Source organism: Streptomyces sp. JN8 (genome assembly GCF_055808075.1).
The window spans coordinates 2,007,209-2,033,502 of the sequence record NZ_CM147852.1 but is presented as its reverse complement, the minus strand read 5'-3'; the positions used below and the strand labels follow the sequence as shown (position 1 = coordinate 2,033,502).

22 protein-coding genes are annotated in these 26,294 nt (G+C 74.5%); 9 read left to right on the top strand and 13 right to left on the bottom strand.

Annotated features, from left to right (window positions below; all coding sequences use genetic code 11):
* Positions 1-130: 130 nt before the first annotated feature.
* From ACY0MR_RS08805 to ACY0MR_RS08760, 10 genes are all read right to left on the bottom strand, one after another.
* Positions 131-1,498, bottom strand: a complete 1,368-nt coding sequence (locus ACY0MR_RS08805; RefSeq protein WP_404082180.1) for a sulfate adenylyltransferase subunit 1 — start codon at positions 1,496-1,498, stop codon at positions 131-133.
* Positions 1,498-2,433, bottom strand: coding sequence for a sulfate adenylyltransferase subunit CysD (cysD, locus tag ACY0MR_RS08800; RefSeq protein WP_404082183.1), 936 nt, complete (start codon positions 2,431-2,433; stop codon positions 1,498-1,500). Before cysD ends, ACY0MR_RS08805 begins: the two co-directional genes overlap by 1 nt.
* The gene (gene cysC / locus ACY0MR_RS08795) at positions 2,430-2,963 is read right to left on the bottom strand and encodes an adenylyl-sulfate kinase (protein WP_388802928.1); all 534 of its coding nucleotides are present in this window, start codon (positions 2,961-2,963) and stop codon (positions 2,430-2,432) included. Before cysC ends, cysD begins: the two co-directional genes overlap by 4 nt.
* 29 nt (positions 2,964-2,992) lie before the next feature.
* On the bottom strand, positions 2,993-3,700 hold the full coding sequence (locus tag ACY0MR_RS08790; RefSeq protein ID WP_361853458.1) for a phosphoadenylyl-sulfate reductase: 708 nt from the start codon (positions 3,698-3,700) through the stop codon (positions 2,993-2,995).
* Complete coding sequence (locus ACY0MR_RS08785; RefSeq protein ID WP_361853461.1) at positions 3,697-3,876, bottom strand: hypothetical protein; 180 nt, start codon at positions 3,874-3,876, stop codon at positions 3,697-3,699. Before ACY0MR_RS08785 ends, ACY0MR_RS08790 begins: the two co-directional genes overlap by 4 nt.
* The gene (locus ACY0MR_RS08780) at positions 3,873-5,570 is read right to left on the bottom strand and encodes a nitrite/sulfite reductase (RefSeq protein ID WP_388802922.1); all 1,698 of its coding nucleotides are present in this window, start codon (positions 5,568-5,570) and stop codon (positions 3,873-3,875) included. The genes ACY0MR_RS08785 and ACY0MR_RS08780 overlap by 4 nt, the downstream gene beginning before the upstream one ends.
* 136 nt (positions 5,571-5,706) lie before the next feature.
* Positions 5,707-5,790: a putative leader peptide gene (locus tag ACY0MR_RS08775; protein WP_310591794.1), complete on the bottom strand. Its 84-nt coding sequence runs from the start codon at positions 5,788-5,790 to the stop codon at positions 5,707-5,709.
* A 191-nt stretch (positions 5,791-5,981) separates the two neighbouring features.
* On the bottom strand, positions 5,982-6,551 hold the full coding sequence (locus ACY0MR_RS08770) for a GNAT family N-acetyltransferase (RefSeq protein WP_388802919.1): 570 nt from the start codon (positions 6,549-6,551) through the stop codon (positions 5,982-5,984).
* Between the two features lie 133 nt (positions 6,552-6,684).
* Positions 6,685-7,980 (bottom strand): helix-turn-helix domain-containing protein, encoded by a 1,296-nt coding sequence (locus ACY0MR_RS08765; protein ID WP_388802916.1) that lies wholly within the window; start codon positions 7,978-7,980, stop codon positions 6,685-6,687.
* A 335-nt stretch (positions 7,981-8,315) separates the two neighbouring features.
* Positions 8,316-9,971: an acyl-CoA dehydrogenase family protein gene (locus ACY0MR_RS08760; protein WP_473560134.1), complete on the bottom strand. Its 1,656-nt coding sequence runs from the start codon at positions 9,969-9,971 to the stop codon at positions 8,316-8,318.
* 17 nt (positions 9,972-9,988) lie between these two features.
* Here ACY0MR_RS08760 and ACY0MR_RS08755 point away from each other — a divergent pair, with 17 nt between their 5' ends.
* On the top strand, positions 9,989-11,113 hold the full coding sequence (locus tag ACY0MR_RS08755) for a YihY/virulence factor BrkB family protein (RefSeq protein WP_388802910.1): 1,125 nt from the start codon (positions 9,989-9,991) through the stop codon (positions 11,111-11,113).
* 28 nt (positions 11,114-11,141) lie between these two features.
* Positions 11,142-11,879: a DUF6597 domain-containing transcriptional factor gene (locus tag ACY0MR_RS08750; protein WP_473560132.1), complete on the top strand. Its 738-nt coding sequence runs from the start codon at positions 11,142-11,144 to the stop codon at positions 11,877-11,879.
* Here the strand turns inward: ACY0MR_RS08750 and ACY0MR_RS08745 are convergent.
* Positions 11,819-12,229: a VOC family protein gene (locus ACY0MR_RS08745; protein WP_473560130.1), complete on the bottom strand. Its 411-nt coding sequence runs from the start codon at positions 12,227-12,229 to the stop codon at positions 11,819-11,821. The two genes, ACY0MR_RS08750 and ACY0MR_RS08745, sit on opposite strands and share 61 nt — an antisense overlap.
* Positions 12,230-12,483: 254 nt before the next feature.
* Between ACY0MR_RS08745 and ACY0MR_RS08740 the strand changes: the two genes are divergently transcribed.
* From ACY0MR_RS08740 to ACY0MR_RS08720, 5 genes are all read left to right on the top strand, one after another.
* Entirely contained in the window at positions 12,484-13,161 is a 678-nt protein-coding gene (locus tag ACY0MR_RS08740) for a response regulator transcription factor (RefSeq protein WP_388802901.1), read from the top strand.
* A complete protein-coding gene (locus ACY0MR_RS08735) occupies positions 13,158-14,615 on the top strand; it encodes a sensor histidine kinase (protein WP_473560127.1) in 1,458 nt (485 codons plus the stop codon). Before ACY0MR_RS08740 ends, ACY0MR_RS08735 begins: the two co-directional genes overlap by 4 nt.
* A 61-nt stretch (positions 14,616-14,676) precedes the next feature.
* A complete protein-coding gene (locus ACY0MR_RS08730) occupies positions 14,677-15,693 on the top strand; it encodes an endo alpha-1,4 polygalactosaminidase (protein ID WP_473560125.1) in 1,017 nt (338 codons plus the stop codon).
* Positions 15,694-15,975: 282 nt separating this feature from the next.
* Complete coding sequence (gene rsgA, locus ACY0MR_RS08725; protein ID WP_473560123.1) at positions 15,976-17,094, top strand: ribosome small subunit-dependent GTPase A; 1,119 nt, start codon at positions 15,976-15,978, stop codon at positions 17,092-17,094.
* A 93-nt stretch (positions 17,095-17,187) separates the two neighbouring features.
* A complete protein-coding gene (locus tag ACY0MR_RS08720; protein WP_473560121.1) occupies positions 17,188-18,579 on the top strand; it encodes a bifunctional transcriptional activator/DNA repair enzyme AdaA in 1,392 nt (463 codons plus the stop codon).
* A 75-nt stretch (positions 18,580-18,654) separates the two neighbouring features.
* Here the strand turns inward: ACY0MR_RS08720 and ACY0MR_RS08715 are convergent, their stop codons facing one another.
* Positions 18,655-19,137: a DUF456 domain-containing protein gene (locus tag ACY0MR_RS08715; RefSeq protein WP_361858737.1), complete on the bottom strand. Its 483-nt coding sequence runs from the start codon at positions 19,135-19,137 to the stop codon at positions 18,655-18,657.
* A 513-nt stretch (positions 19,138-19,650) separates the two neighbouring features.
* Positions 19,651-20,634, bottom strand: coding sequence for a helix-turn-helix transcriptional regulator (locus ACY0MR_RS08710; RefSeq protein ID WP_030323099.1), 984 nt, complete (start codon positions 20,632-20,634; stop codon positions 19,651-19,653).
* Between the two features lie 233 nt (positions 20,635-20,867).
* Here ACY0MR_RS08710 and ACY0MR_RS08705 point away from each other — a divergent pair, with 233 nt between their 5' ends.
* On the top strand, positions 20,868-24,629 hold the full coding sequence (locus tag ACY0MR_RS08705) for a S8 family serine peptidase (RefSeq protein ID WP_473560119.1): 3,762 nt from the start codon (positions 20,868-20,870) through the stop codon (positions 24,627-24,629).
* Between the two features lie 123 nt (positions 24,630-24,752).
* Positions 24,753-26,282: a protein phosphatase 2C domain-containing protein gene (locus tag ACY0MR_RS08700; protein WP_473560117.1), complete on the top strand. Its 1,530-nt coding sequence runs from the start codon at positions 24,753-24,755 to the stop codon at positions 26,280-26,282.
* The last annotated feature ends 12 nt before the right edge of the window (positions 26,283-26,294 follow it).

The window sequence follows — 26,294 nt, the reverse complement described above, 5'->3', positions numbered from 1 at the left end:
TCGCGCCGCACGGGCGGCGCGTCGAGGTCAGCACGCACATCGCGCGACGCCTCCCATGCCCGCGCCGAGGGCGCCGGAGCCCACCCGGCCGCCTTCCTTCGCGAAGGTGGCGTAGACGTTCTCGTTCATGTCAGAAGTCCCACCCTTCCTCGTCCTTGTCCTCGGCGCCGTCGCCGCTTCCGTCGACCACGACGGCCTTGGCGGTGGCGAAGGAGTCGCCCGCCATGCCCGCCGCGAGCGTGGTGCCGTCCGCCGGGTCGATCAGCAGGAACGAACCGGTGCGGCGCGAGTCGGCGTACGTGTCGAGCGCGAGCGGCTCGGCGGTGCGCACCACGACCCGGCCGATGTCGTTGGCGACCAGCTGCCCCGGGGTCGGGTGCTGCGAGAGGTCGTCCAGGGTCAGCCGCGAGGGGATCTCCTTGACGATCGCCTTGACCGTGCGGGTGGTGTGCTTGAGCAGCACCCGCTGGCCGACGGCGAGCGCCCGGTCCGCCACGTGGCAGACGGTCGCCTCGATGTCCTGCGTGGTCGCCGGGGCGTCACCGCTCGGCGCGAGCAGGTCGCCGCGCGAGATGTCGATGTCGTCGGCGAGCCGGATGGTGACCGACTGCGGTGCCCAGGCGATGTCCACGGACTCGCCCAGCGCGTCGATGCCGGTGATCGTGGAGGTCTTCCCCGAGGGCAGGACGGTGATCTCCTCGCCCACCCGGAAGGCGCCGGCGGCGATCTGGCCCGCGTAGCCCCGGTAGTCGGGGTGCTCGGCGGTCTGCGGCCGGATCACGTACTGCACCGGGAACCGCGCGTGGCAGGCCGTCAGGTCGTGGCTGACCGGGACGGTCTCCAGGTGCTCCAGGACCGTCGGGCCGCCGTACCAGTCCATGTTCGCGGAGGGCTCCACGACGTTGTCGCCGGCCAGCGCGGAGATCGGGATGGCGGTGATCTCCGGGACGCCGAGCTCGGAGGCGTACGTGGTGAACTCCTCGGCGATCGCGGCGAAGACGGGCTCCCGGTAGTCGACCAGGTCCATCTTGTTCACGGCCAGGACCACGTGCGGGACGCGGAGGAGGGCGGCGACGGCGGCGTGCCGGCGGGTCTGCTCGACGACGCCGTTGCGGGCGTCGACGAGGACCACGGCCAGCTCGGCGGTGGAGGCGCCGGTCACCATGTTCCGGGTGTACTGCACGTGCCCGGGGGTGTCGGCGAGGATGAAGCGGCGGCGGGGCGTGGCGAAGTAGCGGTAGGCCACGTCGATGGTGATGCCCTGCTCGCGCTCGGCCCGCAGCCCGTCGGTGAGGAGCGCCAGGTCGGGCGCCTCCTGGCCGCGGGAGCGCGAGGCGTGCTCGACGGCCTCCAGCTGGTCGGCCAGGACCGACTTGGAGTCGTGCAGGAGCCGGCCCACCAGGGTGGACTTGCCGTCGTCGACGGAGCCGGCGGTGGCGAAGCGCAGCAGGGTGGTGGCCGCCAGCTGCTCGGTCAGCTGCTCGGTGGACGTGCTCATTAGAAGTACCCTTCGCGCTTGCGGTCTTCCATCGCGGCCTCGGACATCTTGTCGTCGGCGCGGGTGGCGCCCCGCTCGGTGAGCCGGGAGGCGGCGATCTCGGCGATGACGGCGTCCAGCGTGGTGGCGTCGGAGTCGACGGCGCCGGTGCAGGACATGTCGCCGACGGTGCGGTAGCGGATCAGCCGCGTCTCCGTGGTCTCGGACTCCTTCGGGCCGCCCCAGTCGCCGGCCGTCAGCCACATCCCGTTGCGGGCGAAGACCTCGCGCTCGTGCGCGAAGTAGATCGCCGGGAGCTCGATCCGCTCGCGCTGGATGTACTGCCAGACGTCCAGCTCGGTCCAGTTGGACAGCGGGAAGACGCGGACGTGCTCGCCGGGGGCGTGCCGGCCGTTGTAGAGCTGCCAGAGCTCGGGGCGCTGGCGGCGCGGGTCCCACTGCGAGAACTCGTCGCGGAGCGAGAACACGCGCTCCTTGGCGCGGGCCTTCTCCTCGTCGCGGCGCCCGCCGCCGAACACGGCGTCGAAACGGTGCTGCTGGATCGCCTCGGTGAGCGGCACGGTCTGCAGCGGGTTGCGGGTGCCGTCGGGGCGCTCGCGGAGCCGGCCGGCGTCGATGTACTCCTGCACGGACGCGACGCGCAGCCGCAGTCCGTGCTCGGCGACGGTGCGGTCGCGGTACTCCAGGACCTCCGGGAAGTTGTGCCCGGTGTCGACGTGCAGCAGCGTGAAGGGGATCGCCGCGGGGGCGAAGGCCTTCAGCGCCAGGTGCAGCATGACGATGGAGTCCTTGCCGCCGGAGAAGAGGATCACCGGCCGCTCGAACTCGCCCGCCACCTCACGGAAGATGTGGACGGCCTCGGACTCCAGGGAGTCCAGGTGCGACAGCGCGAACGGGTTGTCGGTGCTGTCGTGGACATGGGCGACGGTGGTCACAGCAGACCCCTCTCGGTGAGCAGCGCGTGGAGCTGCGCCGCGGACTCCTGCACGGTCTGGGTGTGGGACTCGATCCGGAGATCCGGGTCGCGCGGCTCGTCGTACGGGTCGTCGACGCCGGTGAGGCCGCTGATCTCGCCCGCGGCCTGCTTGGCGTAGAGGCCCTTCACGTCGCGCACGGAGCAGACGTCGACGGGGGTGGCGACGTGGACCTCGACGTAGGGGGTGCCTTCGGCGGCGTGGCGCTTGCGGACCGCCTCGCGGCTGTCCTCGTACGGGGCGATGACGGGCACGAGGGCCTTCACGCCGTTGGAGGCGAGCAGCTCCGCGACGAACCCGATCCGCTGCACGTTGGTGTGCCGGTCCTCGCGGCTGAAGCCGAGGCCCGCGGAGAGGAACTCGCGGATCTCGTCGCCGTCGAGCACCTCGACCCGGTGGCCCTCCTCGCGGAGCCGGCCGGCCAGCTCGTACGCGATGGTGGTCTTGCCGGCGCTCGGCAGGCCGGTGAGCCAGATGGTGGCACCCGTCACGTGCTTCTCCTGAACTTCCTGAGTGTCCGTCATCCGTGCAGCCCGCATTCGGTCTTGCCGCGGCCCGCCCAGCGTCCGGCGCGGGCGTCCTCGCCCTCCAGGACGCGGCGGGTGCAGGGGGCGCAGCCGACGGAGGCGTAGCCGTCCATCAGGAGCGGGTTGGTGAGGACGCCGTGCTCCGCGACGTACGCGTCGACGTCGTCCTGCGTCCAGCGTGCGATGGGGGAGACCTTGACCTTCCGGCGCTTCTCGTCCCAGCCGACGACCGGGGTGTTCGCCCGGGTGGGGGACTCGTCGCGGCGCAGGCCGGTGGCCCAGGCGGCGTAGCCGGTGAGGCCGTCCTCCAGGGGCTTGACCTTGCGCAGCGCGCAGCACAGGTCGGGGTCGCGGTCGTGCAGCTTCGGGCCGTACTCGGCGTCCTGCTCGGCCACGGTCTGACGCGGGGTCAGGGTGATGACGTTGACGTCCATGACGGCGTCCACGGCGTCACGGGTGCCGATGGTCTCCTCGAAGTGGTAGCCGGTGTCGAGGAAGACGACGTCGACGCCGGGCCGGACCCGCGAGGCGAGGTGGGCGACGACCGCGTCCTCCATGGAGGAGGTGACGCAGAAGCGGTCGCCGAAGGTGTCGACGGCCCAGCGGAGGATCTCCACCGCGGAGGCGTCCTCCAGATCGCGGCCGGCCTGCTCGGCGAGTGCCTTGAGGTCGGCCGCGGTGGCGTGCTGAGTGAGCGTCATATCTCTTTCCCTCCAGGGGTACGACCCGAAGTCCCGGGGGCGAGCAGCCCCAGGAACTTCAACTGGAAGGCTCGGCTGCACGCGGCGCATTCCCAGGCGCCGTGGCCCTGCTCGTGGGGACGCAGGTCCTCGTCGCCGCAGTAGGGGCAGTGGAAGGGGGCGGCACGCTCGCTCACGACAGTGCCTCCTCGGAGGCGCGGGCGGCCCAGGTGGCGAAGCGCTCGCCGGTCTCGCGCTCCGCCTGGAAGCGCTTGAGGACGCGCTCCACGTAGTCGGGGAGCTCGGCCGCGGTGACCTTGAGGCCGCGGACCTTGCGGCCGAAGCCGGCCTCCAGGCCGAGCGCGCCGCCGAGGTGCACCTGGTAGCCCTCGACGCGGTTGCCCTCGTCGTCCAGGACCAGCTGGCCCTTGAGGCCGATGTCCGCGACCTGGATGCGGGCGCAGGCGTTCGGGCAGCCGTTGATGTTGATCGTCAGCGGCTCGTCGAAGTCCGGGACGCGGCGCTCCAGTTCGTCGATGAGCGAGGCTCCGCGGGCCTTGGTCTCGACGATCGCGAGCTTGCAGAACTCGATGCCGGTGCAGGCCATGGTGCCGCGCCGGAACGGCGTGGGGTTCACCCGCAGGTCGAGGGCCTCCAGCGCGGCGACCGCCGAGTCGAGCTGGGCCTCCTCGACGTCGAGGAGGATCATCTTCTGGTCCGCGGTGGTGCGCAGCCGGCCGGAGCCGTGCTGCTCGGCCAGGCCCGCGATCTTGGTGAGCGTGGCGCCGTCGACCCGGCCGACGCGCGGGGCGAAGCCGATGTAGAACCGGCCGTCCTTCTGCCGGTGCACGCCCATGTGGTCGCGCCACTGGCCGGCGGGCTGCTCGGGAGCGGGGCCGTCGGTCAGCTTGCGCCGCAGGTACTCGTCCTCCAGGACCTGGCGGAACTTCTCCGGGCCCCAGTCGGCGACGAGGAACTTCAGGCGGGCGCGGTTGCGCAGCCGGCGGTAGCCGTAGTCGCGGAAGATCGAGATGACGCCCTCGTAGATGTCCGGGACCTCGTCGAGGGAGACCCAGGTGCCGAGGCGGACGCCCAGCTTGGGGTTGGTGGAGAGGCCGCCGCCGACCCAGACGTCGAAGCCGGGGCCGTGCTCCGGGTGGTCCACGCCGACGAAGGCGATGTCGTTGATCTCGTGCGCCACGTCGAGCTGCGGCGAGCCGGAGATCGCGGACTTGAACTTGCGGGGCAGGTTGGAGAAGTCCTTGTTGCCGACGATGCGGCGGTAGATCTCGTCGATGGCGGGGGTGCCGTCGATGATCTCGTCGGCCGCGATGCCGGCCACCGGGGAGCCGAGGATGACACGCGGGGTGTCGCCGCAGGCCTCGGTGGTGGACAGGCCGACCGCCTCCAGGCGGTTCCAGATCTCGGGGACGTCCTCGATGCGGATCCAGTGGTACTGGACGTTCTGCCGGTCGGTGATGTCGGCGGTGCCCCGGGCGAACTCCTCGGAGATCTCGCCGATCACGCGGAGCTGCTCGGTCGTCAGCCGGCCGCCGTCGATGCGGACGCGGAGCATGAAGTACTCGTCGTCCAGCTCCTCCGGCTCCAGGACGCCCGTCTTGGTGCCGTCCAGACCCTGCTTGCGCTGGGTGTAGAGGCCCCACCAGCGCATGCGTCCGCGCAGGTCGTTGGGGTCGATGGAGTCGAATCCGCGCTTCGAGTAGACCGTCTCAATACGTGTCCGAACATTGAGACCGTCGTCGTCCTTCTTGAACTGCTCATTGCCGTTCAGCGGGGTGAAGTGCCCCACGGCCCACTGACCCTCGCCACGGTGGCGCCCGGTCTTGCGGCGTGCGGCGGCGGGAGTGGGGTTTTCCGGGGTGGCGGCCATGGCGTCTTGTCCTTCGGGACTGCGAGAGGGCGGCTCTGACCTGCACACTGGCGCTCAGGTCGGAGGGTGGCGCGTCAGTGCGCAGCAGGGTGGGGCAGAGTCGTGCTGAAAAGTGATCGCGGCGGTGCTGGTTCTCTCAGCGCGCCGGACAGATGGCGCTGGACATGCGGCCTAGGTCGACGTGCCGCCGACTCACCAAGGCAATTCCAGTTCCAGACATGACGGAAGCGTGTCACGGGACTTTGGACCCAGTCCAGCATCGTCCAGAATGCGGACATAGTCGTCTCGCTTGTCGAGACAGTGTGGTCTGGGTCACGCAGAAGGGGCCCTGATCAGGGCCCCTTCGCCGCTCCTCGGCGCCATGCGTCCCGTGACGCGTCCGGTGACGCACCGGATGCCGCGTCCCGGCCGTCAGGCGTGGGCGCCCGGCCAGGGACCCGGGGTCTCGCTCTCCTCGACCTCCTCCACCTTGGTGTCGAAGAGCCGGAAGCCGCGGCGCTCGTAGTTCGCCATCGCGTGCGGGCCGTCCAGCGAGCAGGTGTGCAGCCAGACGCGCCGCGTGGTCTCCCGCCCCGGCCAGCGGTCGGCCAGGTCCCAGGCCCGCGCCGCCCCGTAGGAGAGGAGGTGGCCGCCGATCCGGCGCCCCCGGAAGGCCGGGATCAGGCCGAAGTAGACGATCTCCACCACGCCGTCGTCCTGCGGGTCCAGCTCCACGTACCCGGCGGGCGTCCCCTTGTCGTACGCCACCCAGATCTCGGCGCCCGGCTTGTCGACGATCTCCTGCCACTGCTTGTACGTGAGCGACAGCCGGTCGTTCCAGCGGATGTCGCCGCCGACCGCCGTGTAGAGGAAGCGGCTGTACTCCGGCGACGGGACCGCGGCCCGCGCGACCGTGATGTCGTCGCCCTCCGGGGCGGGGGAGGGGCGGAGATCGGACGGCGAGGTCTGTTCGAGGGACCAGGTGGTGAGAGTGATGCGCATGGGCTCATCGCATCACGGCCCCGTCCGGCGCGGCGACCGGGGGGGGCGGGGCCGGAGCCCGCCCCCGCCGGTGCTGTCCGCATGCTGGACAGCGGAGGGCCGGCGCGGTCGTGCGGGACCTCCGAGCGGCGGCTCAGCCGCCTCCGCCCGGGCCCCGCACCGCGGGCGCCAGGGAGTGGGGCAGCAGGTCCGCGGGGCGCTCCGGGCGGAGCACCTCCACCGCGACCTCCTCGCTGAAGCGGTACGGGCGGTGCGCGAGGACCCCCGCGAGGTTCCGGCGCACCCGGGACATCTCCGCCCGCACCGTCACCGTCCGCGTGCGGTCGCCGAAGACGTCGTCCGCCAGCTCCGCCGCCGTCCGGCCGTCCCGGTGCAGCGCCAGGACGTAGAGGAGCTCCGCGTGCCGGGGGCTGAGCTCCTGCTGCCAGCTGCCCGCGGCCCCCGAGACGGACACCGTCCACCGGCGCGGTCTGCTCAGGTCGAGCACCACCCGGCTCGCCGCCGCCGCGCCCGGCTCCTCCGCCGGCGTCCCCTCCTCGACCCGCAGCAGCCAGCCGCCGGGCAGCGGTTCCACCGCGCACACCCCGAGCGAGGGCAGCCACATCCGGCCCGACCGGAACGACTTCGGCAGCGCGATCCGGTCCACCGGCGCGAGCCCCGTCACCGCCGCCGTCCAGCCGTGGCTGTCCACCGCGACGGCCCGGCCGCCCACCCGGCACAGGATCGGCGCGGCCACCGCCCGCAGCCGTTCGACCGAGCGGTGGTGCCGCTCCCGCATCTCCGCCTCGGCGAGCTGGGCCACCGAACCGACCAGGGCCAGCATCGCCGGATGGAAGGTGGACGCGGGACCGCTGACGTCCAGGATGCCGAGCAGCCGCCGGTCGCGCGGGTCGTGCACCGGCGCGGCGGCGCAGGTCCAGTTGTGGAGCGCCTGGACGTAGTGCTCGGCGGAGTGCACCTGTACCGCGCGGCCCATGGCGAGGGCCGTGCCGACCGCGTTCGTCCCGGTGGTGCGCTCGGCCCAGGACGCCCCCTCCTCCAGGCAGATGCCGTTCGCCTGCCGCATCACCGCCGGGTTCCCCTGCCGCCACAGCACCCGGCCGTACTCGTCGGTGACGATCATGATCTGGAGCGAGGTGTCGGCGATGCCGGCGAGGCCGCCGCTCAGCGTCTGCATCACCTCGGAGAGGAGCGTGCTCCGGCGCCGCTCCTCCAGCTCGTCCGGCGGCAGGAGCACCGTGCTCGTGCCCTGGTCGGGGTCGAGCCCCAGCCGGGCCATCCGCTGCCACGACGCGTCGATCACCGGGCGGGGCGCGATCGGGGGCGTCCGCCCGGCGAGCGTCTCCTCGCGGACCCGGTGGAGCAGCCGGGTGGCCCGGGCGGCGTCCATGGCGGCGAGCCGCTTCATGTCGAGCTGCGTGTTCTTCATCGGTCTCTCCCAGCCACCCGGGGTGCTGTATCGGTTCTGCACGGGGCAGATGTCCGGAGTGTCGGTGCCCATCGTGCCGTTCGGAACCGCCCCGCGAGGCCCGGTTCGGGTAATCCTGCAACCCTTTGCAACTCTGGTCGGCGACCGGCCCCCCGGGTGAAGCTGGTGCGAGCGGCGGGTGGTGCCGTGTCGGCGCAGCACCACCCCCGCTTTTCCGCGCGCGCCGACCCTCACGGGTCCACCCCTGGCGCGCGCGGCAGACTTCCCGCGCCGCGCTGCCGCCCCCGCCGCTGTGCCGCCCGCGCCGCCCCCGCCGCCGCGCCGCCCGCGCCGTCTCAGACCTCCACGCGCGCCCGCTCCACCAGGGCCCGCAGGTCCAGCGTGTGCGGCAGCGTCCCGAACACCCCGCCCCCGCCCCCGCCCAGCCGCGCCGCGCAGAACGCGTCGGCGACCTCCGGCGGCGCCCACCGCACCAGCAGGGACCCCTGGAGGACCAGCGCGAGGCGCTCCGCGAGCCGCCGCGCCCGCGCCTCGATCCCGTCCAGGTCCGCCAGTTCGACGAGCAGCCCCCGGATCGCCCGGTCGAGCCGGTGGTCCGCGCCCCGCGCCGCCCCGACCTCCCGCAGGAACGCGTCCAGGGCGGCGGGCTCCGTCCGCAGCGCCCGGACCACGTCCAGCGCCTGCACGTTCCCCGAGCCCTCCCAGACCGAGTTGAGCGGCGAGTCCCGCAGCAGCCGGGGCATCCCGGACTCCTCCACGTAGCCGTTGCCGCCCAGGCACTCCAGCGCCTCCGCCACCATCGGCGTGCACCGCTTCGCGACCCAGTACTTCGCGGCCGGAACGGTGATGCGCAGCAGGGCCCGCTCCCGCTCGGCGTGGTCGCCGCCCGCGTCGGCCGCGTCGTAGGCGGCCGCGAGACGCATGCCCAGGACCGTGGCCGCCTCCGACTCCAGGGCGAGGTCCGCGAGCACGTTCCGCATCAGCGGCTTGTCGGCCAGCGGCCCGCCGAAGGCCTCGCGGTACGTGCAGTGGTGCACGGCCTGCGCGACCGCCTGCCGCATCAGCGCGGCCGAGCCGAGGACGCAGTCCACCCGGGTCGCCGCGACCATGCCCATGATCGTGGTGAGCCCGCGCCCCTCCTCGCCCACGCGGCGCGCCCAGGTCGTCCCGTCGAACTCCACCTCGGCGGAGGCGTTCGAACGGTTGCCCAGCTTGTCCTTCAGCCGCTGCAGCGCGAAGGCGTTCCGCGAACCGTCCGCGAGCACCCGGGGCACCAGGAAGCAGGTGAGCCCCGCCGGAGCCTGCGCGAGGACCAGGAAGGCGTCCGACATCGGCGCCGAGCAGAACCACTTGTGCCCCGTCAGGACGTACTCGCCGTCGGCGGCCAGCGGCCGCGCCTCCGTCGTGTTCGCCCGGACGTCGCTGCCGCCCTGCTTCTCCGTCATGGCCATCCCGAGCAGCGCGCCGGGCTTCTCCGCCACCGGGCGGAGCTCCCGCTCGTACACGTGCGAGGTCGCCGCCGGCACCCACACCTCGGCCAGCTCCGGCTCGGCGCGCAGCGCGGGCACGGACGCGTGCGTCATCGACACGGGGCAGCCGTGCCCGGCCTCCGCCTGCGACACCACCAGGAACCCGGCCGCCCGCCGCACATGGCCGCCCGGCCGGCCCCACGCGTCCGTCAGCCCGGCCCCCACCGACTTGCCGAGGAGCCGGTGCCAGGCCGGATCGAACGCGACCTCGTCGATCCGGCGGCCGTACCGGTCGTGGGTCCGCAGCCGCGGCGGGTTCGCGTTCGCCAGCTCCCCCCACTCCCGGACCTGTGCCGACCCCGCCGCCCGGCCCAGCACGACGAGGTCCTCCCGGACCTCCGCGCGGAGGTCCGGCGCCAGGTGCCGTTCCACCGCCTCCGTCAGGACGGGATCGGTCGTGAAGACGTCGTACCCGACCAGGGGCGGAGGCTGGTTGGTCACGGTGTGGGAGCGCGGTGCCATGCCGATACGGTAAGCAGGTGCAGGCAGCAAGCGAAACACCCGAACGGCCCGAGCGGCGGCCCTGGAGCAGGCTCCACCGCGCGCGCGTCCTCTACCGCAACGTCTCGAAGCGGAAGATGGCCTGGCTGCTCCTGAAGGACACCGTCAACTCGTGCATCGAGTACCGGATCCTCGGCCTCGCCGCCGAAGCCGCCTTCTTCACCCTGCTGTCGCTGCCGCCGCTGCTCCTCGGCCTGATCGCCCTCCTCGGCTACGCCGACGACTGGACCAATACGGACACCGTGGCGAGCATCCAGGAGAACATCCTCCGCGCCGCCGGAACGGTCCTCTCCGACCGGGGCGTGGAGGACATCGCCAAGCCCATCCTCGACGACGTGACCCAGGGCAAGCGGCCCGACCTGATCTCCCTCGGCTTCGCCATCGCCCTCTGGTCCGGCTCGCGCGCCGTGAACGTCTTCATCGACACCATCACCGTCATGTACGGGCTCGACGGCCACCGCGGGATCGTGAAGACCCGCCTCCTGGCCTTCCTGCTCTACCTCGTGGCCCTGCTGATCGGCGCGGTGGTGCTGCCCCTCGCGGTCGTCGGCCCCGACCGGGTCGTCGAACTCGTCCCCTGGGGCACCGAGGTCGTCTCGGTGCTCTACTGGCCGGCCGTCATCCTGCTCTCCATCGCCTTCCTCACCACGCTCTACCACGTGTCCGTGCCCGTCAGATCGCCCTGGATCGAGGACATCCCGGGCGCCCTCGTGGCCCTCGGGATGTGGGTCCTCGGCAGCTTCCTGCTCCGCATCTACCTGACCAGCCAGGTCGAGGGACCGACGATCTACGGCTCCCTCGCGGCCCCCATCGCCGTCCTCCTCTGGATCGGCATCTCGGCCTTCGCCGTCCTCGTCGGCGCCGCGGTGAACGCCGCCATCGACCGCGTCTGGCCCTCGGTCGCCACCGCGGCGGCCCGCGAGGCCAACGAGCGGGCCCGCGCCGTCCAGGCGGCGGAACTCGTCGCCCGGGTGCGCGCGGAGGCCGAGGACGTCGACGAGGACGACCCCGACATGCCGTCCGAGTTCCCCGAGCGCTGGTCCCGGTTCCTGCCTCCGGACGACGTGAAGTCCCGCCTCCACTCCGGCTGGGAGAAGGACTGACCCACCGGCGTGGGGCTACGTTGGGGGTGTGTACGAGGAACGCCCCGCCCTGCTCGACGGAGCCGTCCTGTGGACCCGGACCGCCGCCGGCCCCGGCACGGGCGGCTCCCGGCCCGTCCTGCCCGACGGCTGCATGGACCTGATCTGGGCCGGCGGACACCTCCTCGTCGCCGGACCCGACACACGCGCGCACGTACCGGCGGAGTCCGCCGAGCGGTACGCGGGAGTCCGCTTCGCGCCCGGTGACGCCCCCGCCTTCTTCGGCGTACCGGCCCACGAGCTGCGCGACCGGCGGGTCCCGCTCGCCGACCTGTGGGGCGCCGCCGGGACGCGACGGCTCTGCGAGCGGATCACCGACGCCCCCGACCCGGCCGCGGCCCTGGACGAGGCCGTACGGCGCCGGGCCGCCGACATCCCCGCGCCCGACCCGCTGCTCCGGGCCGTCGCGGACCGCCTCGCGGCCGGCCGGGCGGTCGCCGAGACGGCCGACGCGGTCGGCCTCGGCGCCCGGCAGCTCCACCGGCGCTCCCTCGACGCCTTCGGCTACGGCCCCAAGACCCTCGCCCGGATCCTCCGGCTCCAGCGGGCCCTCGCGCTGGTGCTGTCCGGAGTGCCGTACGCGGAGGCGGCCGTGCGCGCGGGCTGCGCCGACCAGGCCCACCTCGCACGTGAGACGAGGGCGCTGGCCGGCACGACGCTCGGCGCCTACACGGCATCGGCGAACAGCGAGACGCCGGAGCCGTCCGGGTCGAGGACCACGGCGTAGCGCTGCCCCCAGAAGGCGTCCCAGGGCTTCAGATGCCCCCGGTACCCGGCGGCGACCAGCTCCTCGTACGCCGCGTCCACGGCCCGGGGCGTGGCGCACCGGAAGGCGAGCTCGATCCGGTTGCCGCCCTCGGGACGCCGCCATTCCGGGTCCAGGGAGCGCACGACGTCCTCCGTGTCCCAGGCGATCCGCAGCCCGCCGGGCAGCGCGGCCTCCACGTGCGGGGCCGACTCGGCCCCGTCCGGGATCTCCAGGCCGAGACGGCGGTAGAAGGCGAGCGAGGCGGCCATGTCGGAGACGACGAGGCCGATCAGGTCCAGACGGGGGGTGAGGTCAGGTGCTGTGTCCATGGGGGCACGGTAGGCAGGGCGCCCTCCGCCGGTCTTGTACGAATCGGACGCGGCACCCCAGGTCCGGCGAACGCGGCCTCCGGCGGATCGTCCGTACGGATCCGGCCACTCCTCGTCGGGATCCGCCCGGCCGGCCTGATTAATATGACTTTCCCGTCCCGCTGCTCACGGTCGCCGAGGCCGCCCCACCGCGGGGTCCCTCCTCCCGTCCGCGCCCCCCGGGGCATCGGCGCGACACCGCAAGGCGGCACCAGATGCGCGTACTCCTCGTCGAGGACGAGACCGACCTCCGCGAGCTCGTCGAGGCGGGTCTGAAGGACGCCGGGTACGCCGTCGACGCGGTCGCCGACTGGCCCCACGCCGACTACCTGCTCGACCTCACCGAGTACGACTGCGTGGTCCTCGACCGGATGGTCCCCTCCGGCGACACCCTGCGCGCGCTCGACGGCCGCCGCCGCGCGGGCTGGTCCACGCCGGTCCTCTGCCTGACCGCCCTCCACGCCCTGCCCGACCGGGTCGAGGGCTTCCGCGCGGGAGCCGACGACTACCTCGCCAAGCCCTTCGCCATGGTCGAACTGGTCATGCGGGTCGGCAGCCTCACCCGACGCGCGCCGGGCCGGCTGCCCGTCCACCTGGCCCACGCGGACATCGAGCTGGACGCGGCCCGCCGGGAGGTCCGCCGGGCCGGCGTCCTGCTCTCGCTGACGCCCAAGGAGTACGCCGTCCTGCACCACCTCCTGGTCCACCGGGAGAACGTCGTCACCCGCACCGCGCTCGTGGAGCACTGCTGGGACGAGATGGCCGACCCGGTGTCCAACGTGGTCGACGCCGTGATGGCCGGACTCCGCCGCAAGCTCGGCTCGCCGCAGCTGATCCGGACCGTGCGGGGCCACGGGTTCCTCCTCGGCGGTCCGACCGGGGACGGCGCGTGACCGACCCGGACCGCGCCGCCGGACCGCGCCGCCGACTGCGCCGTCTGCAACGGCGGCTCACCCTCGCGTACACGCTCACCACGCTGGTCGGAGTGAGCGTGCTCTCCTGGCTGGTGATCCACACGGACGGCCGCTCCTGGCGGAACGCGGAGTTCGACGAGATGCTCCGGCACGCGTCGGTCAGCACCTCGCTGATCTACTACACGGACGCGGGAGTCCAGCTCGACGGCCTGCGCGACGACGAGTCCACGCGGGGCCGCCACCAGGTCTTCGTCCTGCTGTGCCGGACGAGGATCGGCACGCCCGCGAAGGGCGTGGCGGACGGCGCGGGGAAGGACACGACGGGGAGGCCGCCCGCCGGACGGGCGGGCGGTGAGACGCGCACGCCCGGTGCGGGCCGTCCGACCGGAGCGGTGCGTCCGGCCGGCCCCGGCGCGCTCGGCGGGCTCGACCGGGTCTTCACCTCCGGGAGCCGTTCGGTCCCCGTCTCCGGCGGACGGATCGCCGCCCTGGCCCGTACCGCCATGGACGAGGACGTCACGGTGCGCGAGGAGGTCCCGGCCGGGGACCGGACCGCCTACGCCGTGGCGCGGCCGTTCTACCACGACGAGACCCAGGAGACGACCGGCGCCGTCGTCGTCATCGGCGACCCCGGACTGCGGATGGCCGAGCACACCCGACTGACGTACGCGGTCCTCACCGGCTCCGGGCTCCTGACCCTGCTCGCCGCCTTCACCGGCCACCTCCTCTCGGGGCGCAGCCTGCGGCCCGCGTGGCGGGCGCTCGAAGCGCAGGAGCGGCTGCTCGCCGACGCCGCGCACGAGCTGCGCACCCCGGTGGCGATCATGCGGAGCTCGATGGACGTGGCGGGGACCGACCCGAGGAAGCTGCCCACCCATCTGCCGCGGATCCGGCGGGCCACCGACCGGCTGACCGACGTCGTGGAGAACGTCCTGACACGGGGGCGGCTCCAGGACCCGGCGGCCTCCTTCAGCCCGGTGCCGCTCCGCCTCGACCAGCTGGTGGAGGACGCGTGCGGGGAACTGCCGCCCGGCCGGCTCACGCTCACCCTGCGGCTCGACGCGTCGGTGGTGGACGCCGATCCCGCCCTGACGCGCGTGGCCGTGCGGAACCTCCTGGACAACGCGCTGCGCCACGGGCGCACGCCGGGCGATCCGCACGGCGGGGCGGAGATCGACGTCAGCGTGCGGGGCCACACGGTGGCGGTGGCGGACCGGGGGCCGGGTGTGGCGGCGGAGGAACTGCCGGAGCTGACCGAACGGTTCCGTTCGCGCGGCGGCGGGTCGGGGATCGGTCTGTCGCTGGTCCGGGAGATCGCGGCGGCGCACGGGGGAACGCTCACCGCGCGGGCCAGGCCCGGGGGAGGGGCGGTGTTCCTGCTCGCGCTCGGACCGGCGGGGCAGGCCCGGCACGCGCGGGCGGGCGCCTCATGAATTCCTCACGATCGAACGAGGAGGCTACGGACATCCTTTCCCCCCTCGTGCTGGAGAACGTGTGCCGAAGCATGCCCCCACCCCGTTCCGCCGCAGGAAGTCGACGCGGGCGGCGCTCGCCGCGGGCGTCGTCGCGGCGCTCGGCGCCGGTGTCCTGTTCACGCAGGCCGACGCCTCGTCGGGCGACACCCGGCCGCGCGCCGCGCGGAACGTGACGACGCCCGCCACGGCCGAGCCGACGCCCCCCGCCACGGCGAGGCCGACCACCGCTCCGAAGCCGGCCACCACCCGGCGGACGACCACCGCCCCGAAGGCGACGACCGCTCCGAAGGCGACCGCCCCCGCCGGACCGACGGCCGCGAAGGTGGCGCTGCCCACCGCGAACGCGCAGTTCGACTACCAGATCGGCGGCGCCTACACGCCGCCGAAGAACGTCGGGGTCGTCTCCCGCGACCGTACGGCGAAGCCCGCCGCCGGGCTCTACACCATCTGCTACGTCAACGCCTTCCAGACCCAGCCGGACGCGCTGGACTGGTGGGAGACGAACCACCCGGACCTGCTGCTCCGCGACCGCTCCGGGGCCCCCGTGCAGGACGAGGACTGGGGCGAGGTGCTGCTGGACACCTCGACCGCGGACCGGCGCGAGCGGCTGGCGAAGATCGTCGGTGGGTGGATCGACGGCTGCGCGAAGAGCGGCTTCCAGGCCGTGGAGCCCGACAACCTCGACTCGTACGAGCGCTCGGGCAACCGGCTGACGAAGCAGCACAACGCCGCGTTCGCCCGGCTCCTGGCCCAGCGGGCGCACGCCGCCGGACTCGCCATCGGCCAGAAGAACACCACGGAGCTGCTGCCCGAGCGCAGGACGATCGGCTTCGACTTCGCGGTGGCCGAGGAGTGCGGCCAGTACGAGGAGTGCGAGGCGTACGCGGCGGCGTACGCGAACCGCGTCTACGTCATCGAGTACACCGGCACCGGCTACGGCCGGGCGTGCGCGGACTGGGGCGGCACGCTCTCGATCGTCCAGCGCGACCTCGACGTGAGCGCCCCGGGCGGCTCGTACCGCTACCGGGCCTGCTGACCCCCCACGGGACCCGGCGGGGACGGCCGACCGCCCCCGCCGGCATCCCGGCGGGAAAAACCGGTGGCGCCCGCCGAAGCGGTGCGGCTAGCGTGTTCCCCGAGATCGCGAAGATCCACGCGAGAAGACCCACAGGAGGTGTGACCGATGGCTGTCGTCACGACGGGCCTTGCCCTCACGCAGAAGTTCATCCACACCACCTCCGTGGCCACCGGCTGACACCCGCTCGACCTCCGCGCTCCCGGAGCGCGCCGCCGGGGCCACCCCTGTGAAGGGTCCCCCTTGTCTTTCCCGCTTTCCCACGTCACCTCCTCCGCTTCCTCCCCGACGCTCGACGCGCACGGCTGGGACTCCGGCTGGGCCGCCGCGTTCGCCCCGTACGCCGCCCGGGGGCTCGTCCCCGGCCGGGTGATCCGGGTCGACCGCGGCCAGTGCGACGTCGCCACCGCCGACGGGCTCGTCCGCGCGGACACGGCCTTCGTGACCCCGCACGACCCGCTCCGGGTCGTCTGCACCGGCGACTGGGCCGCCGTCGACCCCGAGGGCGCGAGCGACCCCCGCTACGTGCGCGCCTGCCTGCCGCGCCGCACCGCCTTCGCGCGGTCGACCTCCTCCAAGCGCTCCGAGGGCCAGATCCTCGCGGCCAACGTCGACCACGCCGTCATCACCGTCTCCCTCGCCGTCGAACTCGACCTCGGCCGCGTCGAGCGCTTCCTCGCCCTGGCCTGGGAGTCCGGCGCCCAGCCGACCGTCGTCCTCAGCAAGGCCGACCTCGTACCCGACCCCGTCGGCCTCTCGTACCTCGTCGAGGACGTCGAGACCGTCGCCCCCGGCGTCCAGGTCGTGCCCCTGAGCTCGACCACGGGGGAGGGGCTCGACGTCCTCTCCGCGATCGTCGCGGGCGGGACGACCGTGCTGCTCGGCGTCTCCGGCGCCGGCAAGTCGACCCTCGCCAACGCCCTCGTCGGCGAGGACGTCATGGACGTCCAGGCCGCCCGCGACATCGACGGCAAGGGCCGGCACACCACCACCACCCGCAACCTCTTCGTCCTCCCGGGCGGGGGAGTCCTCATCGACACCCCCGGGCTGCGCGGGGTCGGCCTCTGGGACGCGGAGACCGGCGTCGGCCAGGTCTTCTCGGAGATCGAGGAACTCGCCGCGGACTGCCGCTTCCACGACTGCGCCCACGAGTCCGAGCCCGGCTGCGCGGTGGCCGCGGCGATCGAGGACGGCTCCCTGCCGGCGCGCCGTCTGGAGAGTTACCGCAAGCTGCTCCGCGAGAACCAGCGGATCGTCGCCAAGACCGACGCCCGGGTGCGCAGCGAGATCCTCAAGGACTGGAAGCGCAAGGGCGCCGAGGGCCGCCAGGCCATGGAGATGAAGCGCGGGCGCATCCGGTAGCCGGAGCGAGCGCGGGGAGGGCCGCCCTCCCCGCGCGAGCGCCGTGTCCGAAAGCCGCGAGCCGGGGGTCGCCGGCCGTCGCACACTGGAGACGTGAAGGACGACGACACCCGCTACGAGGCGGTCAGCAGCAGGGACGCGCGGTTCGACGGAGAGTTCTTCTTCGCCGTCCGCACCACCGGTATCTACTGCCGCCCCAGCTGCCCCGCCGTCACCCCCAAACGGCAGAACGTCGCCTTCTTCCCCACCGCGGCGGCGGCCCAGGGCCACGGCTTCCGGGCCTGCCGCCGCTGCCGCCCCGACGCGGTGCCCGGCTCCGCGGCCTGGGACGTGCGCGCCGACGTCGTGGGGCGCGCCATGCGGATGATCGGCGACGGCGTCGTCGACCGCGAGGGCGTCCCCGGCCTCGCCGGACGCCTCGGCTACAGCACCCGCCAGGTGCAGCGCCAGCTCACCGCCGAGCTCGGCGCCGGGCCCGTCGCGCTCGCCCGCGCCCAGCGCGCCCACACCGCGCGACTGCTCCTCCAGACCACCGGGCTGCCGGTGACCGAGATCGCCTTCGCGGCAGGCTTCGCCAGCGTCCGCCAGTTCAACGAGACGATCCGCGCCGTCTACGCCCGCACCCCCAGCGCGCTGCGCGCCGAGGCGGGCAGCGGAACCGGAGCCCGCACCGCGCTCGCCGCCGGGGTGCCGCTGCGGCTCGCCCACCGCGGTCCGTACGCGGCGGGCGAGGTCTTCGACCTGCTCGCGGCCGAGGCACTGCCCCGGGTGGAGGAGGTCGTCGGCGCCGTCGGCGCCCGCACCTACCGGCGCACCCTCCGCCTCCCGTACGGCACCGGGATCGTCTCCGTCGACGAGCGCTCCGCCGGGCGCTGGCTGGAGGCCCGTATCCACCTCACCGAGCTGCGCGACCTGACCACCGCCGTACACCGGCTGCGCCGCCTCTTCGACCTGGACGCCGACCCGTACGCCGTCGCCGAGCGGCTCGGCGCGGCGCCCGGACTCGCCGCCGAGGTGGCCGCCCGGCCCGGCGTCCGGTCCCCGGGGACGGCCGATCCGGAGGAGTTCGCCCTGCGGACGCTGCTCGGCGCGGCCGAGTCCGACCGGGTCGTCGCGGCCCTCGGCACCCCGCTGGCCACCGGCTGCGACGGCCTCACCCACCTCTTCCCGGAGCCCCGGGCACTGACCGGCCACCCCGTCGCGGGCCCGCTGGCCCGGGCCCTCGCCGACGGCACCGTACGCCTCGACCCCGGCGCCGACCGCGACGAGGCCGAGGCCGCCCTCGGAGAGGTCCCCGGCGTGACGGCCGGGGCCGCCGCGCTGATCCGGATGCGGGCCCTCGGCGACCCGGACGTCCTCCCGGCGGGTGTCCCCGCCGCGGAGGAGTGGCGGCCGTGGCGCTCGTACGCCGCCCGCTACCTCCGGACTCCGCACCCGGCGGCTCCCGGCCGCCGCGCGGACGGCCCCCACCTGCCTTCCCACTGAGCCCCGGAGCCCCTGGGCCCGCTCCCGGCCCGGGACCCGGACCCGGAGCCACCCGGCCGGCCCCCGGCTCCGGGCTCAGCCCCAGAGCACCGCACCGGCCCACGCCCCCACGATCAGCAGACAGGAGAAGAGCTCCACGAGCACGCTCGTGCCCGCCGCCCGCATCACCGTCCGGGTCGCCGCCCGGGCCTGGCCGTGGCCGCCCAGGCGGAGGCGTTCGGACAGGTAGATCCCGCCCACGAAGCCGGGGATCGCGCCGACCACCGGCACCAGGACGAAGCCCAGGAGCGCGCCCGTGCCCGCGCACACCACCATCCGCCGCGTGATGCCCACGCCGCGGAAGCGCCGGGGCGGCAGCTGCCAGACGACGACCTGGGTGAGCAGCAGCAGGCCGGTCGTGGCGGCGAGCAGGATCCACGCGAGGTCGGTCCGCTCGTGCAGCGACCACCAGAGCATCGCGGCCCACACCAGCCACGTCCCCGGCACGCCGGGGGCCAGCACCCCGAACAGGCCGAGCAGCATGACCGTCGCGACCATCAGGAGCTGCCACACACCCACGCGCCCAGGGTCCCCCAGAACCGGCGTCCGCGCAGGTCGCGGGGGGCATCCGGGTACGACGGGGGTGCCTGGCCGCCGGGACGCGGCCCCGCTCGGGGCCCGCGGGGCCGGCCTGCCGGGCCCGGCGCGGCCGGACTGCCGTGGCCTGCCGGGCTCTGCGCGGGCGGACCGTCGTGGCCTGCCGGGCCCGGCGCGGCCGGACCGTCGTGGCCTGCCGGGCTCTGCGCGGCCGGACCGTCATGGCCCGCCGCGACCTGCGCGGCCGGACCGCCGTGGGCCTGCCGGGCTCTGCGCGGCCGGATCGTCGTGGCCTGCCGGGCTCTGCGCGGGCGGACCGTCGTGGCCTGCCGGGGCCGGCGCGGCCGGACCGTCATGGCCCGCCGCGACCCGCGCGGCCGGACCGCCGTATGCCTGCCGGGCCCTGCGCGGCCGGATCGTCGTCGCCCGCCGCGACCCGCGCGGCCGGACCGCCGACAGCCCGTTCGGCCGCGGACCCCGCCGCGTCCCGCCCGCTCAGCCGCGGGCCACCCAGCCCTTCTCGTACGCGTGCCAGCCCAGCTGCAGCCGCGTCGTCACCCCGGTCAGCTCCATCAGGCCCTTCACCCGCCGCTGCACCGTCCTGAGCCCCAGATCCAGCTGCTTCGCCACGCTCGCGTCCGTCATCCCGGCGAGCAGCAGCGAGAGGATCTCCAGGTCCATCACGTCCGGACCGGGTGCCTCCTCCTCGGTGATCTGCGCGCCCGCCCCGAGTCTCAGCGGCAGCGCGTCCCGCCACACCGACTCGAACAGACCCATCAGGGACTCCAGCAGCCCGCTCGCGTGCACCACGATCGCGGCCGGCTCCGCCCCCCGCCCCGTCAGCGGCACCATGGCCAGCGAGCGGTCCGCGACCACCAGCTTGGTGGGGACCCGGTCCGCGACCCGCACCCGCTCCTCGCGGCCGAGCGCCGCCGAGAGTTCGAGCAGCCCGGTCGGCAGGGTGAGCACCTCGCGCTCCAGCACCACCCGGTAGCGCACCCCCCGCCCGGCGGCCTGCTCCTCCGCGTCGTTCTCCATGCCCGAGACCGCGATCGGCTTGCCCGTGACGAGCGCGCAGACCTCCTCCTGCGCGCCCAGCTGGAGCTGGAGGAAGCGGTGGGTGACCGCGCTCGCGCCGGTCACCACCTCCACCAGGTCGTGCACCGCCGCCTCCGCGGCCTCCGCCCGGTACTCCTCGGCGAGCAGCGCCGCCGCCAGCTCCGCCTGCTCCAGCTCGTGGCGCTGCTGGGTGAGGAGGGCGCCCAGGGCCACCCCCGGCGGCGCGGCCACCCACCGGCCGGTCCTGGCGGAGGACTGCGCCGCGAGCCCCTGGGACTCCAGGCGGCGCAGGGCCCGCTCGGTGTCGAGCTCGGGCAGGGCGAGCCGGTGCGCGAGATCGGTCACCTCGGCCGCGCCCAGCGCCACCAGCGCCCGGTACGCGGACTCCTGGCGCTCGTCGAGTCCTATCGCTCCCAGCATGGATGCCCCACCCCTCGCCCCACCTCCGGCGGCGCGCCCGGCATCTTCCCGGGACGTTCACCGGAGGCATTCGTTCCGTTGGTGACCTGGCGGGAAACGGCCACGGCGTATTCCCGCCTCTCCCATCATCCCTGTACCGCCCTCACCTCTGCCAATGTGGCGCCACCGCAGCACCGACAGCTCCCGGAGACGGGTCCCTTGTGCCCTTTTTCCGGAATCAGAGGGGGAGAGCGATGCGCCCGATCTCGCGTACGGCCCTGGGGGCGGCGACCGCCGCGGTCCTGGCCGTCACCGCGGTCGCGCCGTCCTCGGCGAAAGAGCCGCAGGACGGCACGGCCGGTCAGCGACCGCTGGTGGGGACCGAAGCGCCGGCCCGCGCCGGGCACCGTCCCGTCACGGTGACCCTGGTCACCGGGGACCGCGTCGCGGTCGGCCGCGACGCGCAGGGCGGGCCCACCGCCACCGCCCTGCCGCGGGAGGACGGCACCGTCCCGCTGGTCCAGACCCGCCGCTCCGGCCAGGACCTGTACGTCTACCCCGAGGGCGCCGCCGGCGCGCTCGCCGCGGGCCGCGTCGACCAGGAACTCTTCAACGTCACCGGCCTCGTCCGCCAGGGCTACGACGACACCGCCACCACCACGCTCCCCCTGATCGCGGTCTACGGCACCGACCTCACCCGCTCCGTGCCCGCCGCCCCGCGCGGCGCGCGACGCGGCCAGGTCCTCAAGGCCGTCGACGGCGTCGCGCTGAAGGCCGACAAGAAGCAGGCCGCCACCTTCTGGGCCGAGGTCACCTCCCCCTCCGCCCGCTCCACCAACGGCCTGAAGAAGCTCTGGCTCGACCGCAAGGTCCACGCCACCCTGGAGCGCTCGACCCGGCAGGTCCACGCCCCCGAGGCCTGGGCCGCCGGTTACGACGGCACCGGCACCAAGGTCGCCGTCCTCGACACCGGCGCCGACGCGGAGCACCCCGACCTCCAGGGCCGGATCACCGCGGCGGAGAACTTCACCGACTCCGACACCACCGGCGACCGCCAGGGCCACGGCACCCACACCCTCTCCACCGTGGGCGGCTCCGGCGCGGCGAGCGACGGCCGGAAGAAGGGCGTCGCCCCCGGCGCCGACCTCCTCAACGGCAAGGTCCTCGACGACTCCGGATCCGGCGCCGCCTCCTGGATCATCGCGGGCATGGAGTGGGCCGTCGCCCAGGGCGCCGACGTCGTCTCCATGAGCCTCGGCAGCCCCGAACCCACCGACTGCACCGACCCGATGAGCCTCGCGGCCGAGGAACTCTCCCGCGAGGAGGGCACGTTGTTCGTCGTCGCCGCCGGAAACACGGGACCGACCCTCAACACCGTCTGCTCGCCCGGCTGCGCGCCCGGCGTGCTGACCGTCGGCGCCGTCGACCGCGACGACTCCACCGCGTACTTCTCCAGTCGCGGCCCGACGATCGTCCGGCACACCCTCAAGCCCGAGATCGCGGCGCCCGGCGTCGCCGTCTCCGCCGCCGCGGCCGGCGGCCGGGGCGTCTACGCCTACCGGTCGATGTCCGGCACGTCGATGGCCACCCCGCACGTCGCGGGCGCCGCCGCCATCGTCCGGCAGCGCCACCCCGACTGGACCGCCCAGCAGGTCAAGGCCGCCCTCGTCGCGTCCGCCGAGAGCTCCGTCCCCGGCGACGTCCGCGAGGTCGGCGGCGGCCGCCTCGACGTCAAGGCCGCGATCGACCAGACGGTCCTCGGCGCGCCCGCCGTCCAGGGCGGCACCTCCCACTGGCCGCAGGACAGGACCGACCGCACCACGGTCTCCGTCCCGTACACCAACACCTCCGGCGCCCCGGTCACCCTGAACCTGGCCGTCGAGAAGGTCACCGGCAACGACGGCTCCCGGGTGGGGAGTCCGGTCGCCCGCCTGGGCAAGCGCACCGTCACCGTCCCGGCCGGCGCCACCGTCCAGGTCCCGCTGGAACTCGACCCCGCCGCCCACCTCGACCGCGCCCAGTACGGCGACGTCACCGGCCGCGTGATCGCCACCGGCAAGGGCGGGATCCACGTCTCCACCCCGTTCTCGCTGTACGTCGAGCCCGAGACGGTCACCCTCCGGGTCAAGCTGATCGACCGTCAGGGCAAGCCCGCCTCCGGCGCCTCCTCCCTCGACGTCATCGGCACCGACGACGCCCGCGGAGAGCGCCGCTTCAACGACGGCGCCGCCGACCAGGTCTACCGGCTGCGCCCCGGCGGCTACTTCCTCTCCTCGTTCGTCACCACGCCCGACCCGGGGGAGGGCGCCACCCTGAACGACTCGCTCAGCTACCTCGGCCGCCCGCAGCTGGAACTGAGGAGGGACACCACCGTCGTCCTCGACGCCCGCACGGCCCACCGGCTGTCCGTCACGACCGACAAGGCCTCCGAAGCCCGCGGCGCCACCCTCGCGTTCGCCCGCTCCTGGGACGACACGTGGCTGCACGCCGGCACCGCCGCCGGCCCGCGCACCATCCGCGGCTACTACGCCTCGGTCGAAGGCCGGGCAGACGACGGAGACTTCGAGTTCGGCAGCTACTGGCGCGCCGCCGCCCCGCAGATCACCTCGCTCAGGACCACCGACGGCCTGACCCTGCACCCGGTCACCGCCTCCACCGGCTCCGACAACCTCGACGGCACCGGTACCGCCGGCCTCGTGGACGCCGGCACCGGCACCCCCGAGGAACTGGAGGCCGCCGGAGTCCGGGGCCGCATCGCCCTCGTCCGCTTCCCCGACACCTCCACCGCGGCCTCGACGGCCGCGCGCGACGCCAAGGCCGCGGGCGCGGTGGCGGTCCTCGCCCACCGCACCGCCCCCGCCCGCTGGTACCCCTCGGGCGGCTTCACCGGCGTCGGCTTCCCGGTCCTCGCGGTCGGCTCCGCCGAGGCCACCGCCCTGCTCGACCGGCTCGCCGCCGGCGAGGTCCGCCTCACCTGGCGGGCCACGGCGAGGAGCCCGTACCTGTACACCCTCGCCTTCCCCGAGCAGGGGACGATCCGCGGCGACCGGCACTACCGCGTCCGCGACGCACAGCTCGGCCGCACCGACTCCACCTACCGCGCCATGGGCCTCGCCACCGACTTCGTCGAGTTCGCCGGAGCCGCCCGGCCCAACGGGGCGTCCGTCTCCTTCGGCGACCTCGCCACGGTCCCCTCGCCGGGCACCCGCACCGAGTACCACACCGCCGGCGACACCCGCTGGGACCGGACGCTCTCCTCCGGCTTCCCGTTCGGCGAGTACATGATCGGCACCCCGCGCACCTACCGGGCCGGCGAGCGGCGCACCGAGCGCTGGTACGACGGCGTCGTCGCCCCCACCGCACCGCGCGACGCGGACGGCGAGCCGGTCCTCGTCGCCGAACGCCAGGGCGACCTCATCGGCTTCTCCGCCGCGCCCTGGGGCGACGGGACCCACCACGGCGAGGCCGGTTCCTTCGGCGACATCGGCAACGTCCGCCTCAGCCGCGACGGCGAGGTCCTCGGCGAGTCCGGATGGCCGTTCGGAGCCTTCCCGGTGCCCGCCGAGGAGGGGAGGTACAGCCTCGAACAGAACGTCATGAAGATCGGAAGCCGGGTCTGGGCGCGTTCCACTTCCGTCAAGTCGGTGTGGGAATTCACCTCCAAGCTCGACGCGAGCGTCTATTCTCAAGGCATCCCGATTCTCTTCCCCCGGTACGACCTTCCGGAGGACGGACTCAAGACCCTCGCCGCGACCGACGGCCAGCACATCGGCCTCACCGCGACGGGTCACGCGGGCTACACCCCCGCGGCGCTCACCTCGGCCACGCTCTCGTACTCCTACGACGGGGGCACGACCTGGACCGAAGCGCAGGTCTCTCAGCAGGGCGGCCACTGGACCGCGACCGTGAACCACGCGGGCGCGACCGGCAAGCAGGTCACCCTGAGGACCGAACTGACGGACGCCCACGGCAACTCCGTCACCCAGACCGTGGTCCGCGCCTACGACGTGCGCTGATCACGCCGGTCCGCCGGGCGTCCTTCCCGTGGGGGGTGGGGCCGCCCGGCGGACCACCCCTTTCCGGCGACGGTTTTCCCGATGTCCCGTTTTCGGGCGCCCCGCGCGGTGGACAATAAGGGCATGACTCAGCAGGGGGACGACGACTGGTGGGACGAGCTCTACGAGGAGTCGGCGCCGGACACGGCCCCGACGCCGTCGGGTGACACCCTCGACGACCGCTTCACCACGGCGACCCGGGTCACCACGGGCCCGCCGGACACGGCACCCCCGGACACCGGGCCGCCGCCACCGGACCCGGGGCCCGTCGTGCCTCCCCGGGCACCCGACCCGCGGGCCACGACGGCCGTCCCGATCCCGGCACCCCCGCCCGCACCCCCCGTCGCCGACGCGCCGCCCGTCCCGCCGCGGGTCCCCGGGCCGCCCCCGCAGCCCGCACCCGCCGCACCCCCCGTGCCCGGACGGGCGCCCTGGGAGACGAGGCAGGAAGGACCGCAGACCTTCCCCGCGCCCCCGCCCCCGCCGCCCGCCGAGGCCCCCGTCCCGGCGCCGGACGCGCGGGAGGAGACCGAGCCCGTGCCGGACCCCGGCGACGGCGAGGACGACCCGGCCGCCGCCCCCGGCGCCGCCAGCCCCACCGGCCACGTACCCGTGCCCCGGCCCCGTACCGGATACGTCGGAAGCCGGCCGCCCACCTACGAGGCCGAGCCCACCGCCCTGCCCGTCGCCCGGCCCGGCGAGCTCGGCGAACTGGTCGCCGACACCGTGCTCGACGGAGCCCGCTACGGCACCTGCACCCTGCGGGCCGCCTCCGTCCGCGGCGACTCCGCCCGCTACCGGGGCGAACCCCGCCGCGACGCCCTGCTCACCGCGCGCTTCGGCCACGACGAGACCGCGCTCGTGCTCGTCGCCGTGGCCGCCGGCTCGCGCGCCGCCGAGGACGCCCACCTCGCCGCCGCCGACGCCTGCCGGTGGATCGCCGAGGCCGTCTGCCGCAGCCACGCCCGGCTCTCCGAGGACATCAGATCCGGCCGCCGCGGCGACCTCAAGTCGGGACTGCACCGACTCACCGACCGCACCTACGGCCGGCTCCGGGCCCGCGCCGCCGAGCGCGGCCTCGCCCCCGACGAGTACACCGCGACCCTCCGGTGCCTGCTCGTCCCGGCCGACCCCGACTGCCGCACCCGCGTCTTCTTCGGCATCGGCGGCGGCGGTCTCTTCCGGCTCCGCGACGGCTCCTGGCAGGACATCGAACCGCTCCTGCCCGAACCGGCCGCCGTCACCGGTGCCCCCGTCCTGGGCTTCGGCTCGCCGCCCCCGCCGGACACCCCCTCCGAGACCGAGGAGGGCGACCGGCTCACCATGGACCTCGGCATCACCACCGCGCCCGGGCCCCTCGTCGAGGAGCCCGTGCCGCCGCCCGCCGAGCCGTTCCGCTTCCGCGCCTCCGTCGCCCGCCCCGGCGACACCCTGCTCCTCGCCTCGCCCGGCCTCGCCGAGCCGATGCGCGGGGAGCCCGCGCTCGCCCGCGAGCTCGCCACCCGCTGGGCCGACGCCGAGGCGCCCGGACTGGCCGCGTTCCTCGCCGACACGCAGCTGAGGGTGACCGGCTACGCCGACGACCGCACGGGGGTGGGTGTCTGGGAGGCGTAGTCCACCGGGCGC

Excerpts from the sequence above, each read along its gene's own strand:
- ACY0MR_RS08805 (WP_404082180.1), bottom strand. The coding sequence starts at position 1,498 with ATGAGCACGTCCACCGAGCAGCTGACCGAGCAGCTGGCGGCCACCACC.
- ACY0MR_RS08790 (WP_361853458.1), bottom strand. The coding sequence starts at position 3,700 with ATGACGCTCACTCAGCACGCCACCGCGGCCGACCTCAAGGCACTCGCC.
- ACY0MR_RS08780 (WP_388802922.1), bottom strand. The coding sequence starts at position 5,570 with ATGGCCGCCACCCCGGAAAACCCCACTCCCGCCGCCGCACGCCGCAAG.
- ACY0MR_RS08775 (WP_310591794.1), bottom strand. The coding sequence starts at position 5,790 with ATGTCTGGAACTGGAATTGCCTTGGTGAGTCGGCGGCACGTCGACCTA.
- ACY0MR_RS08770 (WP_388802919.1), bottom strand. The coding sequence starts at position 6,551 with ATGCGCATCACTCTCACCACCTGGTCCCTCGAACAGACCTCGCCGTCC.
- ACY0MR_RS08765 (WP_388802916.1), bottom strand. The coding sequence starts at position 7,980 with ATGAAGAACACGCAGCTCGACATGAAGCGGCTCGCCGCCATGGACGCC.
- ACY0MR_RS08760 (WP_473560134.1), bottom strand. The coding sequence starts at position 9,971 with ATGGCACCGCGCTCCCACACCGTGACCAACCAGCCTCCGCCCCTGGTC.
- ACY0MR_RS08745 (WP_473560130.1), bottom strand. The coding sequence starts at position 12,229 with ATGGACACAGCACCTGACCTCACCCCCCGTCTGGACCTGATCGGCCTC.
- ACY0MR_RS08740 (WP_388802901.1), top strand. The coding sequence starts at position 12,484 with ATGCGCGTACTCCTCGTCGAGGACGAGACCGACCTCCGCGAGCTCGTC.
- ACY0MR_RS08710 (WP_030323099.1), bottom strand. The coding sequence starts at position 20,634 with ATGCTGGGAGCGATAGGACTCGACGAGCGCCAGGAGTCCGCGTACCGG.
- ACY0MR_RS08705 (WP_473560119.1), top strand. The coding sequence starts at position 20,868 with ATGCGCCCGATCTCGCGTACGGCCCTGGGGGCGGCGACCGCCGCGGTC.
- ACY0MR_RS08700 (WP_473560117.1), top strand. The coding sequence starts at position 24,753 with ATGACTCAGCAGGGGGACGACGACTGGTGGGACGAGCTCTACGAGGAG.